Consider the following 16,012-nt stretch of genomic DNA (forward strand, 5'->3'; position numbering starts at 1 on the left):
ACGCCCGCAGGCGTCTTCGGGGGTGCGGCGCGCCGCACCGTGCGTCTTAGAAGCGGTGACGGATGCCGACCTGCAGTGCGCGGCCGTCTTCGCCCGGCGCCTTGGTGAAGCCGCCCGGGTTGCCAGCGGTGCCAGGGGCGTACTGGGCTTCGTTGTTGTTCTTGATGTTCGCGAACACGGTGTAGATGTCGGTACGCTTCGACAGGAAGTGGTCGTAGCCGATCGCGAACAGGTTGGCGTCGCTGTTCGAAGCGGTACGGTCGTTCTGGTGCGCGTACGAGGTCATGATGCGGCCGCTGCCGACCTTGTAGTGCAGGCCGATCTGGTAGCTGTTCGCGTCCTGCTGCGTGTTGGCGGCGATGGTGCGCTGGAAGAAGCCGCGCAGCGCGGCCGCGGTGGCGGCCGGGACCCGGCCTGCCAGCTGCGGCGCCACGGCGGCATCCCAGCCCGCCAGGTAGTCCGGCAGCAGGGCCGAATTGGTGTTGCGCTGGCTGTGGAAGCCGGCGAAGAACTTCCACTGGTCGTTCAGGGTGTAGGAGCCGCCCACGGTGGTGGTGCGCAGGCTCGGACGGTCGTCGCGGTCGTAGCCGTGGTTGTAGCCGATGCCGACGTCGAAGCCGTTGGCCTTGTAGGTCAGGTGGCCGGCGCGGAACTTGTTGTAGCGGCCCAGGTAACCCGAATTCTTGCCACCGTACATCACGGCGGCGCCGATGCCGTTCGGCAGGGCGATGCGGTACTGGATCGCTTCCTGCGAGCGGATGTCGGCGCTCAGGGCGGTGTAGCCGGCGGTGCCGCCGGTCACGTGGCCCCAGGTGCCCGCGGTGCCCGATTCGAAGGTGTCGGCCATGTTGAAGACTTCATAGCCCGGGGTGTACATGCGGCCGAGCAGGAAGGCGCCGACCGGGGTGACCAGGCCGACCATCGCCATGCGGTCGAACAGCGCGCGTTCGCGGTTGACGGCTGCCTCGCCCGGCACCTGGATGGCGTTCTGCAGGCCGGCCAGCAGCGGATCGCGCAGGGCCGGCGGCAGCGGAATGGCGTTCATGCCGCGCAGCAGGTAGCGGCCCGGATTGTCGTTCATCAGGGTCGGCTGCTGGCTACCGTTGTCGAGCTCAACGCGCGCTTCCAGGTTGAACATGGCCTTGAAGCCATTGCCCAGGTCCTCGGTGCCCTTGAAGCCGATGCGCGAGCCGTCGGCGCCGCCGCTGTAGATCTTGGTCGGGCCGCCCTTCTGGAACATCACGCCGGCGTCGGCGATGCCATAGATCTGGACGCTGGACTGGGCCAGGGCGGAAGTCGCAAAGGTGGCGCCGATCAGGGCTGCGATGAGGCTCTTCTTCATTAGGTCTCCGTATTATGTTCTTGACTAGCGAGTTGCTATAACTCACTTACCTTGCCAATATGCCATCCGCCTTGCGCCCTGTACAGAACGCTCGTGCGGAAAGTGCTCGCGAACTGTTTCTCGTTGTGAAAACACTACAAGACGAGGTAAACGGCAAAGGCGGACATGGTTTCCCATGTCCGCCTTCGGGCAGCCGCATGTCTGGTGTGGCTTAGAACGAGTGGTTGATGCCCACGTCGTAGTGGTTGACGGCCGACGGATTGGTCGGCAGGCCGCGCTTGCGCGAGGCGTCCACGTACAGGTAGGTGCGCTTCGACAGGCTGTACTCGTAGCCCAGGGAGAATTGCTTGACCTTCTGCAGGCCGTCGGTGTCCTTCTGGCCATATCCGGCCAGCAGCTTGCCCGGGCCCAGGGTGTAGTTGGCGCCCAGCACCCACGACCTGGTGTCGGCGTTGGCGAGGCGGTTGTGCTCCTGGTCCTGGCGGCTGTAGGTGCCCATCAGCTTCAGTTCCGGGGTGGCGCTCAGCGAGGCGCCGATCGACCAGACCTTCGATTCGATCGCGTTGCGCTCGTAGCCGGCCATGAAGGCCGCCGGGCCGTTGTTGTAGGTGGCGCTGACCGAGAACGGGTTGGCCGAGGCCTGGGCGCCCGCCGGGTATTGCGGGAAGGCTTCGCTGCCGCGGCCGATCACGGCGGCGCCGCCGTTGTTTTCCTTGGTGGCGATCGCGGTGTTCACCTGGACGCCGCTGACGATCGGGGTGTTGTACCAGACCGCGTTGCTCCAGCGGTTATGCGAGGCGCCCGACGGATCCAGCGGCTGCGAGGTGTAGCCGGCGACGGTCAGGTCGGTGTAGAAGCCGGCCGGCGACGGCAGGGCGTGGAAGGGCTCGAAGGCGCCGATGGTTTCGTGGTACGGGGTCAGGCCGCGGCCGATGCGCAGCATGCCGAAGTCGCCTTGCAGGCCGACGCGGCTCTGGCCCTGGAACAGCTGGCGCTGCACGCCGTTGCCGCCCACCTCGAGGGTGCCGGTGTCCGGCTCGTAGCGGATCTCGAGCTGGAACAGCGCCTTCAGGCCGTTGCCCAGGTCTTCCGTGCCCTTGAAGCCCAGGGTGTTGGCGGCGCGCTTGCCGATGCTCAGCGACTGGCCGGTACGCTTGACGAGGCCGGCGTCCAGGTTGCCATAGACCTGCACCGTGCTCTGCGCGTGGGCCGCACCGGCGACAGCGCCGGACAGTGCGACGGCCATGAGGGTTTTTTTCATTATTCGTGTTTCCTTCATTAAGTTACGCAGTCGTGGAGCATTGAGGCTGAGCTGAACACCCGGACACATGTACCTTAATAGTTTCCTGCGGGAAGATTGACTGATTGGTCAATTATGACTGCGGCACTTGGTCGAAAGCCAATAAATCCAATTGTGTTGTTGTATTTTTGAAACGTGCATCAGGCAGGATGTAACAAATCGACCCGGCATGGGTTTGGGGGCATTGTCGCGCCCTCGTATACATGAGATTTGCACCTGCGCAGGGCCGCAGGCGGCTAGCCGATTCCAGCTGGCGCATGGCACAAAACTGTCGTTCGGAAGCCATTCCTCCTGGTGAGTCCGCCTTACAGCATTTGCGGCGCCGCAAACAAAGCCATGGCTTGAAACGAATCGGCCATACCGGCGGCTTAGACTTTGGCCCAATCCACGTGCGTGGCGACGCACTCCGTCAATACCTTGTATATTGGCAACTTTTCCGCCGAGCCGCTCCGGCTTGCGCCGTAGCCTGCCGTCTTGCGTTGCCACTGCGCTTTGCCTACCTGACTCATCAATGGTGTATTCGAACAATGGCTAACCGCGAAGAACTGGCGATCATCCGCAACGCCCGGGCCGGGCAGGCTGCCGCCCAGCTCGAGCTGGGCAAGCTCTACCTGTTCGGCAGCGCCGGACTGCCGCAGAGCCTGCCGACCGCGCTGCACTGGCTGGAGCGGGCCGCGCGCCAGGATTGCGCCCCCGCATGGCAGCTGATCGGCAACCACATTCCTTTCGAACTGGCCCAGCGCAATGGCTCCGCGCTGGCCACCTGGTACGAGCGCGCCTACGACGACGGCAGCGTCCACGCGGGCCTGGTGTTCGCCCAGCTGGCGCTGGAGACCGGCGTGGCCGCCTCCGCGGACGCCCGCGCCAAGGCCCTGCGTGCGCTGGAAGACGCGGCCAGGGCCGGCTTTCCGCACGCGCAATGGATGCTTGCCCAGCAGCGGGGACCTGCGGCGCCCATGGCGGGGGCAGCCGCCGCATCGCTTTCCACAGCTGCGCCCGCCGCTGCCGCCCGCAGCGTCCAGGCATCCGCGCGGCGCGGCGCCGGCGCCACGCCGGGCTGGCCGGCCGCCGAACACGGCGCCGCAGCCGACCAGTACGCCGTCCTCGAGCAGGCCTGGGAAGCCGGGCGGGCCGAGGAATACCTGGAACAGGCGCTGCCGCTGGCGCGCGAACTGGTGCGCGTGCGGGAGGAGCAGGGCGAAATGCAGCGCTTCGCGCCCGACGAGATCGCGCTGCTGTCGCGCTGTGCGCGCCTGCTCGATGGCCGGGCAGCGGGCGTGGCGCTGGAGGCGGGCGAGCCGGATTGCTTCTGGGAGCTGGCTGCCGCCGAGCACGACCGCCATGCCCAGCTGACAATGGGCTTGCGCTGCGCCCGGATGCAGATCGACGGGCGGCGGATTGCCGGCAAGGCCGGCGAACGGGCCGGCGACCGGGCAGCCGGGAGAAGCACGGGCTGGAACGGCCCCGCCAACTTCAAGAAAGCCATCCGCTGGCTGACCCTGGCCGGCGAGCAGGGCCTGGCCGAAGCCTGGTATGCCTTGTCGCGCATTTATATCAAGCCGGAGTTCTCGCAGCGGAATGTGGCCGATGCCCAGAAATACCTGGAGCGGGCGGCCGAGATGGGCTACCGCGAGGCCCAGCTCGAATGCGGCCACAACGCCTGGCGCGCGCGGCGCGAGAACGAGAGTAACGACGTGCGCGCGGTGTACTGGCTGCAGAAGGCCGCCGCCCAGGGTTCGAGCGAAGCCGGCGCGCTGCTGGCGCGGATCGCCCCGCGTCCGGCTGCGTCGCTGTACACGGAAACCGGCGCTTTGCTCAGGCAATACGCCGGGCAGGCCCAGTCCGGCGCCGGGTTCGACGCGGCCCGGCCGGATCTGTTTCAGGCCCATCCGCTGTTGGCTGCGAGGCTGGAGCTGGCGGCGCTCTTCAAGCTGACGCGGGCCGAGGCTTTGTTGCTGGACGTTAAGGCCGCGGACCAGGGACATTGCCTCGTGATCGACATCCGCGCCAGCTACGGGCGCAGCAAGCGCCGCCTGGTGCTGGTGGAAGCGGGCCAGGAGCGCCAGGCGCTCGACCGCATCGTGCGCCTCTTCGCGCAGGTGGATTGCGGCCCGTCCGGACCGGAAGGAAATTACCGCCAGCGCCTGTACCGGCTGCGTACCTTGCTGGGCCCGGCGTCACGCATGAATGAGGAAGAGGGGGCGCCCGGCGTAGGGGCGCCCGGCCTAGGGGCGCCCGGCGTAGGGGCGCCCGGCGTAGGGGCGCCCGGCGTAGGGGCGCCCGGCCTAGGGGCCGCCAGCGCTGGCTTACCCGGCGCCGGGGCGACGACGGGGGCGCCCGACGCGGTGGTTCCCGCCGCCGGGACGCCAGCCGCCGGCACGCCGGATTTCGGGCTTGCGGCCTGAAGCGCAGGCCAGGCTAGGCCAGGCCCGGCGGAATCTTCAGATCTCGACTTCGCCTTCGAACACGGTCACGGCGGGACCGCTGAGGTAAACCGGCTGGCCCGGTCCTGCCCAGGCGATGCTGAGCTCGCCGCCACGCGCCGATACGCGCACCGGCGAATCGAGCAGGCCGCGGCGGATGCCCGCCACCACCGCCGCGCAGGCGCCGGTGCCGCAGGCCAGGGTCTCGCCCGCGCCGCGTTCGTAGACGCGCAGGCGGATGTGGTGACGGTCCACCACCTGCATGTAGCCGGCGTTGACCCGTTTCGGGAAGCGCGCGTGCGATTCGATCAGCGGGCCGGTCTCGGCCACCGGGGCGCTGTCGACATCGTCGACCACCTGCACCGCGTGCGGGTTGCCCATCGAAACCACCGACACGAACACGGTCTTCCCCGCCACCGGCAGCGGCCACAGGGTATCCTCGCCCTCGGCCCAGCCGCCCAGCCCCGCGGCGTCGAAGGGCACCTCGGCGGGCTCCAGGCGCGGCGCGCCCATGTCCACGGTGATGCTGCCGTCTTCTTCCATGCGCGGATTGATGATGCCCGACATGGTCTGCACGCGGATGCTGCGCTCCTTGCTCAGGCCTTTATCCACCACGAAGCGAACAAAGGCGCGCGAGCCATTGCCGCACTGCTCGACTTCGCCGCCGTCGTTGTTGAAGATGCGGTAGCGGAAATCCACCCCCGGCTCGGTCGGGCGCTCGACGATCAGGATCTGGTCGGCGCCGATGCCGAAGCGGCGGTCGGCCAGGCGCTGCCACTGTCCGGTGCTCAGGGAGACGTCCTGGCTGATCGCATCGACGACGATGAAATCGTTGCCGGCGCCGTGCATCTTGGTGAATTTCAATTTCATGGCAGTGTCCAGTGCAGCAAATACAGGTTCAATACAGCGAAGGCTCGCCCGGCGGGCGGGTCTTGAAGCGCTTGTGGGTCCAGAAGTACTGTTCCGGCGCTTCGCGCACCCGGTCCTCGATGAAGGCATTCATGCGGCGGGTCGCCTCGATCATGTCGTCACCGGGGTAATTCTCCCACGCCGGATAAAACACCACACGCCAGCCCTTGTAATCCGGCAGGTAGGTGGCGATCACCGGGATCACCTTGGCGCCGGTGGTCGCCGCGATGCGCCCCAGGGCGGTCAGGGTCGCGGCCGGCACGCCGAAGAAGGGCACGAACTCGGCATCCTTCTCGCCGAAGTCCATGTCCGGCAGCATGAAGTAGGGCAGGCCGTCGCGCAGGGCGCGCAGGATGGGCTTGATGCCTTCCTTGCGCGTCACCAGGCGCACCGGGCCGTAGCGCTCGCGCCCGTGGCGCAGCAGCTTGTCGAAAGCCTCGTTCTTCTGCGGTACGTACATGCTGCACACCGGGATCACGCGCGAGGCCACGCCGGCCACGTCCAGGCACACGAAGTGCGGGCACAGCAGGATGGTGGGGCCGGCTTCCATCTCGGCCTGCGGCACCGCCGGCTCGACGTGGATCAGGCTGCGCACCCGTTCTTCCGGCGCCCACCACAGGATCGAGCGTTCGAAAATGCTGCGCGCGTAGGCGCGGAAATGGCGGCGCGCGATGTCGCGGCGCGCGCCTTCGTCCAGCTCCGGCATGCACAGGCGCAGATTGGTCAGCGTGATATGGCGGCGCTTGCCCATGATCAGGAACATCAGGCTGCCGACCGCTTCGCCCAGGCGGCCCAGGATGGGCAGCGGGAGGAAGTGCAGCAGCCACATGACGAACAGCAGGACCCTCATGCCTCCACCTCGCTGTCGGGCGCGGCCACGCCTTCCGGCTGCTTGTAGCGGTTGTAGCTCCAGAAATACTGGGCCGGGCAGCGGGCGATCAGCTGCTCCATGGCGCGGTTGATGGCGGCGGCCTGGCTGGCGGCGTCGCCGGACAGGTCGCCCTCGAAGGGCACGAAGCGCACCGTGTAGCCGGCGCCGCGCGGCAGGCGCTCGGCGTACACCAGCAGGATGTCGGCCTTGCCCAGCTGGGCCAGCTTGGCCGGCAGGGTCATGGTGTAGGCGGTGCGGCCGAACCAGGGCGCCCAGGTGCCTTCGCCTTCCTGCGGCACCTGGTCGGGCAGGATGCCGATCGGCTGGCCGCTCTTCAGGGTCTTGGCCAGGATGCGCACGCCCGCCAGGGTGGCCGGCGCCAGGTGCAGGTTGTGGCGCGCGCGCGCGCCTTCGACCAGCGGCTTGAGCGCATTCTTGCGCGGCGGGCGGTACATGACGGTGAGGGCCGTTTTCAGCGCGATCTGCTGCGCGGTCATTTCGAAACAGCCGAGGTGTGGCGTCAAAAAGACAATCCCGCGGCCGGCGTCGAGCTTGCTCTGCACCAGCTCCCAGTTCTCGACCGTGGCGTGGCGCGCCACGCGCTCGGGTTTGGCGCACCAGACGAAGGCCAGCTCGACGATGGCCTTGCCGGCTTCGGAAACGGCTGCGCGCAAGCAGCCGTCATAGCCGGCCTGGCGCAGGTTGGCGCGCAGGCGGCGGCGGTAGGAGGGCGACAGGAGATAGACGAGCCAGCCCAGCGCCGCTCCCAGTGCATGCAAGACTGGCAACGGAAACACGGACAGGACGCGGAAGAGGACGACTAGCATTCGATTGATCAGGGTTGAGTGGCGCGTGAGTTTCCACACCAAAATTCACAAGGAGCGTAAAATACCACTTTATGCAGGATCCGCCGAGTTAATGACAACTTGCGAAGCGGAATATAAATGTCGCTAAAGCGTCGCAGGCACGAGTTGCTGCGGCAGTTTATTGAACAGTAACTTTGGAGCCTCAATGTCCAACGACTATCTTTTTACTTCCGAATCCGTCTCGGAAGGCCATCCCGACAAGGTCGCTGACCAGATCTCCGACGCCATCCTCGACGCGATCCTGGAACAGGATCCGCGCGCGCGTGTCGCTGCCGAAACCCTGTGCAACACCGGCCTGGTGGTGCTGGCCGGCGAAATCACCACGCATGCCAACGTCGATTATATTCAGGTCGCGCGCAACACCATCAAGCGCATCGGCTACGACAACACCGAGTTCGGTATCGACTACAAGGGTTGCGCGGTGCTGGTCGCCTACGACAAGCAGTCGCCCGACATCGCCCAGGGCGTCGACGAAGGCGCGGGCATCGACCTCGACCAGGGCGCCGGCGACCAGGGCCTGATGTTCGGCTATGCCTGCGACGAGACCCCGGAACTGATGCCGGCCGCCATCTACTATTCGCACCGCCTGGTCGAGCGCCAGTCGCAGCTGCGCAAGGATGGCCGTCTGCCGTGGCTGCGTCCGGACGCCAAGTCGCAGGTGACCCTGCGCTACGTCGACGGCCGCCCGGTGGCCGTGGACACCGTGGTGCTGTCGACCCAGCACGCACCGGAAATCACCCACTCGCAGATCCAGGAAGCGGTGATCGAGGAAATCATCAAGCCGGTGCTGCCGCGCGAATGGCTGGACGGCACCAGGTTCCTGGTCAACCCGACCGGCCGCTTCGTCATCGGCGGCCCGCAGGGCGACTGCGGCCTGACCGGCCGCAAGATCATCGTCGACACCTACGGCGGCGCGGCCCCGCACGGCGGCGGCGCGTTCTCGGGCAAGGATCCGTCCAAGGTCGACCGCTCGGCAGCCTATGCCGCGCGCTACGTGGCGAAGAACATCGTCGCCGCCGGCCTGGCGCGCCAGTGCCAGGTCCAGGTCAGCTACGCGATCGGCGTGGCGCGTCCGATCAACATCACCGTGTACACCGAAGGCACGGGCGTGATCCCGGACGAGCAGATCGCCAAGCTGGTGATGGAACACTTCGACCTGCGCCCGAAAGGCATCGTGCAGATGCTCGACCTGCTGCGCCCGATCTACGCCAAGACCGCGGCCTACGGCCACTTCGGCCGCGAAGAGCCGGAATTCACCTGGGAGCGCACCGACAAGGCGGCGCTGCTGCGTGCCGAGGCAGGGCTGGCGTAATTCAGGGTTCAAGCGGGCGGTATCGTTACGTACGCAAACTTGGGTTCCGGCCGAGGGGGACGCCGAGTCCCGGAACGACGCCTCATCTTTAAGTGATACTTTCAGCACGTCGTAGCCTCCACTGGAGGCTACGACTCCCGGCGAAGGCCGGGGCCCAAGTTTCGTAGCACACCGATCCGCATCCCTGCACCACCCCCACAGCAAGCAATCCAACAACACCCCCGGGCAGCACCCGCACACTCGTGTTAAACTAGCCCATTCCGAGGAGCGTTGCGACGAAGGTTCCCATCTTCGCCAGGCTCGGATATCAGCAACCGCGCTCACGTTACTTTTTTCTAAACATTGAAAGGAGGGCGTGATGAGCGCCGTACTCAAAGAATCCCCCGACTACCTCGTCGCCGACATCTCCCTGGCATCCTGGGGCGAGAAGGAAATCCGCATCGCCGAAACCGAAATGCCGGGCCTGATGGCGATCCGCGAGGAATATGCCGCTGCCCAGCCGCTCAAGGGCGCGCGCATCGCCGGTTCCCTGCACATGACCATCCAGACCGCGGTCCTGATCCGCACCCTGGAAGCCCTGGGCGCGCAAGTGCGCTGGGCATCGTGCAACATCTACTCGACCCAGGACCACGCCGCCGCCGCCATCGCTTCGGTCGGCACCCCGGTGTTCGCCGTCAAGGGCGAGACCCTGGACGAGTACTGGGAATACACCCACCGCATCTTCGAATGGCCGGCGGACAACCACGCCAACATGATCCTGGACGACGGCGGCGACGCCACCCTGCTGCTGCACCTGGGCGTGCGCGCGGAAAAGGACATCTCGGTGCTGGACAAGCCGGGCTCGGATGAGGAAATCTGCCTGTTCAACGCCATCAAGGGCCGCCTCGCGCGCGATCCGCAGTGGTACTCGAAGCGCCTGCCGTGTATCAAGGGCGTCACCGAGGAAACCACCACCGGCGTGCACCGCCTGTACCAGATGCACCAGGACGGCAAGCTGGCCTTCCCGGCGATCAACGTCAACGACTCGGTCACCAAGTCGAAGTTCGACAACCTGTACGGCTGCCGCGAATCGCTGGTGGACGGCATCAAGCGCGCCACCGACGTGATGGTCGCCGGCAAGATCGCCGTCATCGCCGGCTACGGCGACGTGGGCAAGGGCTCGGCCCAGGCCATGCGCGCGCTGTCGGCCCAGGTCTGGGTCACCGAGATCGACCCGATCTGCGCCCTGCAGGCCGCGATGGAAGGCTACCGCGTCGTGACCATGGACTACGCCGCCGAACATGGCGACATCTTCGTCACCTGCACCGGCAACTACCACGTCATCACCGAGCAGCACATGCTCAAGATGAAGGACCAGGCGATCGTCTGCAACATCGGCCACTTCGACAACGAAATCGAAGTCGCCGCGCTGAAGAAGTACGAGTGGGACAACATCAAGCCCCAGGTCGATCACGTGATCTTCCCGGACGGCAAGCGGATCATCCTGCTGGCCGAAGGCCGCCTGGTGAACCTGGGCTGCGGCACGGGCCACCCGTCCTACGTGATGAGCTCCTCGTTCGCCAACCAGACCATCGCCCAGATCGAACTGTTCAGCAACACCGCCGCCTACCCGGTCGGCGTCTACACGCTGCCCAAGAAGCTGGACGAAAAAGTGGCGCGCCTGCAGCTCAAGAAGCTGAACGCGCAGCTGACCGAACTGACCGAAGAGCAAGCTGCCTACATCTCGGTGAGCAAGGAAGGCCCGTACAAGCCGGAACACTACCGCTACTGATCCGGTAGCTCCGCTGTACTGTTACGCCAGGCGCGCAGCAGCGCGCCTGGCGCTTCCCTCAAAGCCGCCCACGAAAGCGATGCCCCGATGCGCCTGCTCCTGACCTGGCTGATCAACGCCGCCGCCCTCATGGCCCTGCCGTTCCTGATGGATTCCGTCCACATCACCAACGTCGGCACCGCCCTCATCGCCGCGCTGGTGCTGGGACTGGTCAACACCCTGATCCGTCCGCTGCTGGTGATCCTGACCCTGCCGGTGACCCTGGTGTCGATGGGCCTGTTCATCCTGGTAATCAACGCCTTGCTGTTCTGGCTGGTGGCGCACTGGATCGAAGGTTTCGAAGTGGCGGGCTTCTGGTCCGCCTTCCTGGCGGCCATTTTGTACAGCATCATTTCGTGGGCGCTTTCAACCTTGCTCCTCTCAGACAAAGATGGAAACTCCTAATTTCAGTATCGAGTTCTTCCCGCCCAAGACGGCAGAGGGCGCGGAGAAGCTGCGCGTCACGCGCCAGAAACTGGCCGAGCTGCAGCCCAAGTATTTCTCGGTGACCTTCGGCGCCGGCGGCAGCACCCAGGCCGGCACCCTGCAGACCGTGCTCGAGATCCGCCAGGAAGGGCATGAGGCCGCGCCTCACCTGTCCTGCATCGGCGGCGACCGCGCGTCGATCCGCGCCATCCTCAAGCAGTTCCAGGACAACGGCATCCGCCGCCTGGTGGCCCTGCGCGGCGATCTGCCGAGCGGCTACGGCGGCGCCGGCGAGTTCCGCTACGCGAACGAGCTGGTCGAATTCATCCGCCAGGAAACCGGCGACTGGTTCCACATCGAAGTGGCGGCCTATCCCGAGATGCACCCGCAGGCGCGTTCGCCCCAGGACGACCTGCAGAACTTCGCGCGTAAAGTACAGGCCGGCGCCAACGCCGCGATCACCCAGTACTTCTACAACGCCGACGCCTACTTCCAGTTCGTCGACAACGCACGCAAGCTGGGCGTGGACGTGCCGATCGTGGCCGGCATCATGCCGATCACGAACTATACGCAGCTGATGCGCTTCTCGGACATGTGCGGCGCCGAGATCCCGCGCTGGGTGCGCCTCAAGCTGGCCAGCTTCGGCGACGACAGCGCCTCGATCAAGGCCTTCGGCCTGGACGTCGTGACGGCGCTGTGCGAACGCCTGCTGGCGGGCGGCGCGCCGGGACTGCATTTCTATAGCATGAACCAGGCGGTGGCGACCACCGCGCTCTGGCAACGCCTGGTCAAGTGATCCAGGCCGTTTGACGCGTGGACGGGGAACCCGTCCACCCTACATGAAACATCGCGGCATCTTCCGTAGCGTGGACGGCTTCGCCGTCCACGCGCTCAACGCAATCCCGCATTCCATAACGATCGATCACGTTTCCTCGGTGATCACCCGGTCCAGCGGCACGTCGTACGCGTCCAGCGGGAATTCCGCGCGCTGGAAGGCATAGGCGATGCCCAGGGTCCGCGGCCGCGGCTGCGCCGCCAGGGTGCGGTCGTAGAACCCGCCTCCATATCCCAGCCGGTATCCATCCGCGTCGAAGCCCAGGCAGGGCACCAGCAGCGCCGGCGGCCTTTCCACCATGCGCAGTTCCGCCGGCACCGCCACCCCGAGCCTGTCGGTCACGGTCGGCTCCCCCGGTATCCATTCGGCAAAGCCGAGCGCCGTGTCGCGCGCCACCACCACAGGCAAGGCCAGCCGTACGCCCGCCTCCGCCAATTCCGCGTAGGCTGGACGCAAGTCCGGCTCGCCGGCCAGCGGCCAGTACACCCCCAGCATGGCCTGGGGATGGGCCCGCAGCCAGGCCAGCACCTGGGCGCCGATGCGGTCGTCCCAGGCCAGCTTGGTGGCGTGGTCGATGGCGCGGCGCCGCGCCTTGAGCGCGTTGCGCAAGGCGGATTTATCTTGTTGTAGCACGTCATCATTAGTGCCGTGCGCGTCTGGCAGTGGCCCGGAAGCGCGTGGTATTCTTGAATCGCCGGTCATGGTTTGAATGCAGCGTACTTTGAGAGTTCTGATGTTTCGATCGAGTCTGACAACCGGCGTCTTGCCGACCGCCATTGCCCCCATTGCCCTTGCTTTGTCCCTTGCGTGGATGCCGCCCGCATCGGCCCAGGAGGACCCCGAGGCTCCCCAGCCCGAGCAGGCCGTGCCTCCCGTTCCCGCCGGCGCCCCGACCGTGCCTGGCGCCCAGAACGCCAATCCGGCTGCGGACGACGACAGCAACTTCCTGCTTCTGCGCGAAGCCGCGCGCCAGAACGACAGCGCCAAGGTCAACGCGCTGGCCTCGCGCCTGCCGCATTACCAGCTGGCCTCGTATGTCGACTATTATCGTCTGAAACCCCGCCTGCGCGAGGCGGCGCCCGAGGAAATCCGCGAGGCCCTGCGCCGCCACGAGGGCAGCGCCATCGCCGAGCGCCTGCGCGCCGACTGGCTGCTGGAGCTGGGACGGCGCCGCGACTGGGCCAGCTTCGAGCGCGAGATGGGCGCCTTGGGGCAGAACGGCGAGCTGCAGATCCGCTGCTACGCACTGCTGGCGCGCGCCAGCCGCGGCGACAACGTGGCGCAGGAAGCCCGCGCCATCCTGGCCAATCCACCCGCCTACGGCGAAGGCTGCGCGGCCCTGATCGCGCAGCTGGCACAGGGCGGCCAGTTCACCCAGGCCGACCTGCTGTGGCAGCTGCGCCTGGCCGGCGAGATGAACGCCACCGGCCCGGCCCGGCGCGCCGCCTTGCTGCTCGGCGCATCGGACACCCGTGCGGCCCAGGCGGTCGACCTGCCGGCCGTGGCGATGGCGCGCGGGATCGGCAAGACCCAGGCCGAGCGCGCCATCTACCTGGTCGCCCTCGGACGCATGGCGCGCTCCAGCCTCAAGCTGGCCACCGTCGCCCTGGAGAAGAACAGCGCCAAGCTCACGGCGGAGGAACGCGCCGTCGGCTGGGCCAACCTGGCGCTGGCCGCCTCGATCGGCCTGTCGCCGGAGGCGGACGACTACTGGCGCCGCGCCAACGGCGCCCAGCTGACGAACGAACAAATGCAGTGGAAGACCCGCATCGCGCTGCGCCACGGCGACTGGAAGGGGGTGCGTACGGCCATCGAATCCATGCCGGCCGGCCTGCGCGCCGAACCGGCCTGGGTCTACTGGCTGGGCCGCGCCCACAAGGCCGAAGGACGCGGGGATCAGGCGCGCGAGCTGTTCGAGCGCATCGCCGTGCAGTCGAACTTCTATGGCCAGCTGGCGATGGACGAGCTGGGCCGCATGGTGACGGCGCCGCCGCCGGCGGCCCCGGTCACGGCCGCCGAACTGGCGCAGGCGGGCGCCAACCCGAGCCTGCAGCGCGCCCTGAAGTTCTATGGTTTGCGCCTGCGCGCGGAAGGCAACCGCGAATGGAACTGGGGCTTGCGCGGATTGTCTGAACGTCAGCTGCTGGCCGCCGCCGAGTTCGCGCGCCGCAACGAGCTGCTCGACCGCATGGTCGAAACCTCGCTGCGCACGCGCACCGAGCTCGACTACGCCCAGCGCTTCCCGGCGCCCCACCTCGAGATCCTGCGCCCCACCGCGCAGGACCTGGGGCTGGACAAGGCCTGGGTGTATGGCCTGATCCGCCAGGAATCGCGTTTCATCCAGGACGCGCGCTCCGGCGTCGGCGCTTCGGGACTGATGCAGGTGATGCCGTCCACCGGCAAGTGGGTGGCCGCCAAGATCGGCCTGGATAACTTCGTGCACGACATGTTGACGGACCTGCGCACCAACATCACCTTGGGAGCGAACTACATGAACATGGTGCTGCAAAACTTCGACGGCTCGGAGGTGCTGGCCACCGCCGCCTACAACGCCGGGCCGGGACGCGCGCGCGCCTGGCGCGGCCTGCTGCGCGAACCGATGGAAGGCGCGGTCTTCGTCGAGACCATCCCGTTCTCGGAAACGCGCGGCTACGTGCGCAACGTGATGGCCAACGCCACCAACTACGCGGCCGTGTTCGACGGCAAGCCGCAGTCGATCAAGACCCGCCTGTCCACCATCCAGCCGCGCACGGGCAGTATCGTGCTGCCCTGAGGCCGCCATGGGCTCCCTCAAGGTCCTGGCCATCGGCGCCACCGGCTTCATCGGCTGCCACCTTGTCGCCCGGCTGGCGGAGGAGGGCGTGGACGTGGTGGTGCCGGCGCGCCACTACGAAGCCGCCAAGCAGCTGACCCTGCTGCCCGACGTCGACCTGCGCGTGGCCAACATCCACGACGACAAGGTGCTGCGCAGCCTGATGGAAGGCTGCCAGGCCGTGATCAACCTGGTGGGCGTGCTGCACGGCGGCCACGGCCAACCCTACGGCGAGGGCTTCCGCCGCCTGCACGTGGAGCTGCCGCACCGCATCGCCGCCGCCTGCGCCGACCTGGGCGTGCCGCGCTACCTGCACATGAGCGCACTGGGCGCGAACCCGCACGGGCCCTCGATGTACCAGCGCTCCAAGGCCGACGGCGAGGCCGCCGCGCGCAGCCGGCCGCAGATCGCGGCCACGATCGTCCGGCCCTCGGTGGTGTTTGGCCCGGGCGACCACTTCCTGACCATGTTCGCGCGCATGCAGCGCCACCTTCCCGTGATTCCGCTGGCCTGCGCCGAGGCGCGCTTCCAGCCGGTCTACGTGGGCGACGTGTGCTCCGCCTTCGTCCGTGCGCTGGCCCAGCCGCACACGCGCGGCGCAGTGGTCGAGCTGGGCGGCCCCCGGGTCTACACCCTGGCCGAACTGGTGCGCCTGGCGGGCCGCTACGCCGGCCACGAACGCGCGGTGGTTGGCTTGCCGGACTGGATGGCGCGCCTGCAGGCCGGCCTGATCGAGCTGCTGCCGGGCGATCCCCTCATCAGCCGCGACAACCTCGATTCCATGAAAGTGGATAACGTGGTCGATCCGGGAACGAAAGCCTTGACAGCCGAGTCACTGGGAATCAAGCTCACGTCGATCGAGGACGTGGCGCCGCACTACCTGGCGGGGCGCGATCCTCTCGATGCCTACCGCACCAGGGCCGGACGCTGATCGTAGGGTGGACGGGGTCCTTCAGGCCAGTGGCCTGAAGGACAGACGTCCACGCGTTCGACGCACGCCATCCGGACCGTGCGCGAAAACGGAGCCGTTAACGATCACCGCGTGGACGGCAGAGCCGTCCACCCTACGGGAAACGGGGACAGCACCGACCAAGATCCCAACATTT

General features: G+C 67.1%; 13 protein-coding genes and 1 riboswitch. Of the genes, 7 read left to right on the forward strand and 6 right to left on the reverse strand.

Features of this window, described 5'->3' with window-relative positions; genetic code table 11:
• Positions 1 to 46: 46 nt before the first annotated feature.
• Together J8847_RS18635 and J8847_RS18640 are read right to left on the reverse strand one after the other, a co-directional pair.
• Complete coding sequence (locus J8847_RS18635) at positions 47 to 1,342, reverse strand: porin (RefSeq protein ID WP_211526210.1); 1,296 nt, start codon at positions 1,340 to 1,342, stop codon at positions 47 to 49.
• Between the two features lie 211 nt (positions 1,343 to 1,553).
• Positions 1,554 to 2,603 (reverse strand): porin, encoded by a 1,050-nt coding sequence (locus J8847_RS18640; protein WP_211526211.1) that lies wholly within the window; start codon positions 2,601 to 2,603, stop codon positions 1,554 to 1,556.
• Positions 2,604 to 3,169: 566 nt separating this feature from the next.
• Between J8847_RS18640 and J8847_RS18645 the strand changes: the two genes are divergently transcribed.
• Positions 3,170 to 5,047, forward strand: a complete 1,878-nt coding sequence (locus tag J8847_RS18645; protein WP_229513017.1) for an SEL1-like repeat protein — start codon at positions 3,170 to 3,172, stop codon at positions 5,045 to 5,047.
• Between the two features lie 36 nt (positions 5,048 to 5,083).
• Here J8847_RS18645 and dapF read toward each other — a convergent pair whose 3' ends face one another.
• The 3 genes from dapF to J8847_RS18660 are packed head-to-tail and all read right to left on the reverse strand — an operon-like array spanning position 5,084 to position 7,672.
• Positions 5,084 to 5,935 carry a diaminopimelate epimerase gene (gene dapF, locus J8847_RS18650; RefSeq protein ID WP_211526212.1) on the reverse strand — a complete coding sequence of 284 codons (852 nt, stop codon included), beginning with the start codon at positions 5,933 to 5,935 and terminating at the stop codon, positions 5,084 to 5,086.
• A gap of 28 nt (positions 5,936 to 5,963) precedes the next feature.
• Positions 5,964 to 6,824 carry a lipid A biosynthesis acyltransferase gene (locus J8847_RS18655; protein ID WP_211526213.1) on the reverse strand — a complete coding sequence of 287 codons (861 nt, stop codon included), beginning with the start codon at positions 6,822 to 6,824 and terminating at the stop codon, positions 5,964 to 5,966.
• Complete coding sequence (locus J8847_RS18660) at positions 6,821 to 7,672, reverse strand: lysophospholipid acyltransferase family protein (RefSeq protein WP_211526214.1); 852 nt, start codon at positions 7,670 to 7,672, stop codon at positions 6,821 to 6,823. The genes J8847_RS18655 and J8847_RS18660 overlap by 4 nt, the downstream gene beginning before the upstream one ends.
• Positions 7,673 to 7,856: 184 nt before the next feature.
• On the opposite strand from J8847_RS18660, the gene metK reads away from it, so the two are divergent.
• From metK to metF, 4 genes are all read left to right on the forward strand, one after another.
• Positions 7,857 to 9,023 (forward strand): methionine adenosyltransferase, encoded by a 1,167-nt coding sequence (metK, locus tag J8847_RS18665; protein ID WP_211526215.1) that lies wholly within the window; start codon positions 7,857 to 7,859, stop codon positions 9,021 to 9,023.
• 256 nt (positions 9,024 to 9,279) lie between these two features.
• Positions 9,280 to 9,352, forward strand: a riboswitch (S-adenosyl-L-homocysteine riboswitch).
• 29 nt (positions 9,353 to 9,381) lie between these two features.
• The gene (ahcY, locus tag J8847_RS18670) at positions 9,382 to 10,794 is read left to right on the forward strand and encodes an adenosylhomocysteinase (protein WP_211526216.1); all 1,413 of its coding nucleotides are present in this window, start codon (positions 9,382 to 9,384) and stop codon (positions 10,792 to 10,794) included.
• A gap of 87 nt (positions 10,795 to 10,881) precedes the next feature.
• Positions 10,882 to 11,238, forward strand: coding sequence for a phage holin family protein (locus J8847_RS18675; RefSeq protein WP_211526217.1), 357 nt, complete (start codon positions 10,882 to 10,884; stop codon positions 11,236 to 11,238).
• Positions 11,225 to 12,055, forward strand: a complete 831-nt coding sequence (gene metF, locus J8847_RS18680; RefSeq protein ID WP_211526218.1) for a methylenetetrahydrofolate reductase [NAD(P)H] — start codon at positions 11,225 to 11,227, stop codon at positions 12,053 to 12,055. The genes J8847_RS18675 and metF overlap by 14 nt, the downstream gene beginning before the upstream one ends.
• 126 nt (positions 12,056 to 12,181) lie before the next feature.
• On the opposite strand, the gene J8847_RS18685 is transcribed toward metF, so the two are convergent.
• Positions 12,182 to 12,796: a 5-formyltetrahydrofolate cyclo-ligase gene (locus J8847_RS18685; RefSeq protein ID WP_211526236.1), complete on the reverse strand. Its 615-nt coding sequence runs from the start codon at positions 12,794 to 12,796 to the stop codon at positions 12,182 to 12,184.
• Positions 12,797 to 12,905: 109 nt separating this feature from the next.
• On the opposite strand from J8847_RS18685, the gene J8847_RS18690 reads away from it, so the two are divergent.
• Both J8847_RS18690 and J8847_RS18695 read left to right on the forward strand, forming a co-directional pair.
• A complete protein-coding gene (locus J8847_RS18690; protein ID WP_211526219.1) occupies positions 12,906 to 14,867 on the forward strand; it encodes a lytic transglycosylase domain-containing protein in 1,962 nt (653 codons plus the stop codon).
• Positions 14,868 to 14,874: 7 nt separating this feature from the next.
• On the forward strand, positions 14,875 to 15,837 hold the full coding sequence (locus tag J8847_RS18695; protein WP_211526220.1) for a complex I NDUFA9 subunit family protein: 963 nt from the start codon (positions 14,875 to 14,877) through the stop codon (positions 15,835 to 15,837).
• Positions 15,838 to 16,012 lie beyond the last annotated feature (175 nt).

The organism is Massilia sp. AB1 (assembly GCF_018119385.1).
Classification (GTDB): Bacteria; Pseudomonadota; Gammaproteobacteria; order Burkholderiales; family Burkholderiaceae_D; genus Telluria.

Coding starts and splice junctions, on each gene's coding strand:
- J8847_RS18635 (WP_211526210.1), bottom strand. CDS start 1,342: ATGAAGAAGAGCCTCATCGCAGCCCTGATCGGCGCCACCTTTGCGACT.
- J8847_RS18640 (WP_211526211.1), bottom strand. CDS start 2,603: ATGAAAAAAACCCTCATGGCCGTCGCACTGTCCGGCGCTGTCGCCGGT.
- J8847_RS18645 (WP_229513017.1), top strand. CDS start 3,170: ATGGCTAACCGCGAAGAACTGGCGATCATCCGCAACGCCCGGGCCGGG.
- dapF (WP_211526212.1), bottom strand. CDS start 5,935: ATGAAATTGAAATTCACCAAGATGCACGGCGCCGGCAACGATTTCATC.
- J8847_RS18655 (WP_211526213.1), bottom strand. CDS start 6,824: ATGAGGGTCCTGCTGTTCGTCATGTGGCTGCTGCACTTCCTCCCGCTG.
- J8847_RS18660 (WP_211526214.1), bottom strand. CDS start 7,672: ATGCTAGTCGTCCTCTTCCGCGTCCTGTCCGTGTTTCCGTTGCCAGTC.
- metK (WP_211526215.1), top strand. CDS start 7,857: ATGTCCAACGACTATCTTTTTACTTCCGAATCCGTCTCGGAAGGCCAT.
- ahcY (WP_211526216.1), top strand. CDS start 9,382: ATGAGCGCCGTACTCAAAGAATCCCCCGACTACCTCGTCGCCGACATC.
- J8847_RS18675 (WP_211526217.1), top strand. CDS start 10,882: ATGCGCCTGCTCCTGACCTGGCTGATCAACGCCGCCGCCCTCATGGCC.
- metF (WP_211526218.1), top strand. CDS start 11,225: ATGGAAACTCCTAATTTCAGTATCGAGTTCTTCCCGCCCAAGACGGCA.
- J8847_RS18685 (WP_211526236.1), bottom strand. CDS start 12,796: ATGACCGGCGATTCAAGAATACCACGCGCTTCCGGGCCACTGCCAGAC.
- J8847_RS18690 (WP_211526219.1), top strand. CDS start 12,906: ATGCCGCCCGCATCGGCCCAGGAGGACCCCGAGGCTCCCCAGCCCGAG.
- J8847_RS18695 (WP_211526220.1), top strand. CDS start 14,875: ATGGGCTCCCTCAAGGTCCTGGCCATCGGCGCCACCGGCTTCATCGGC.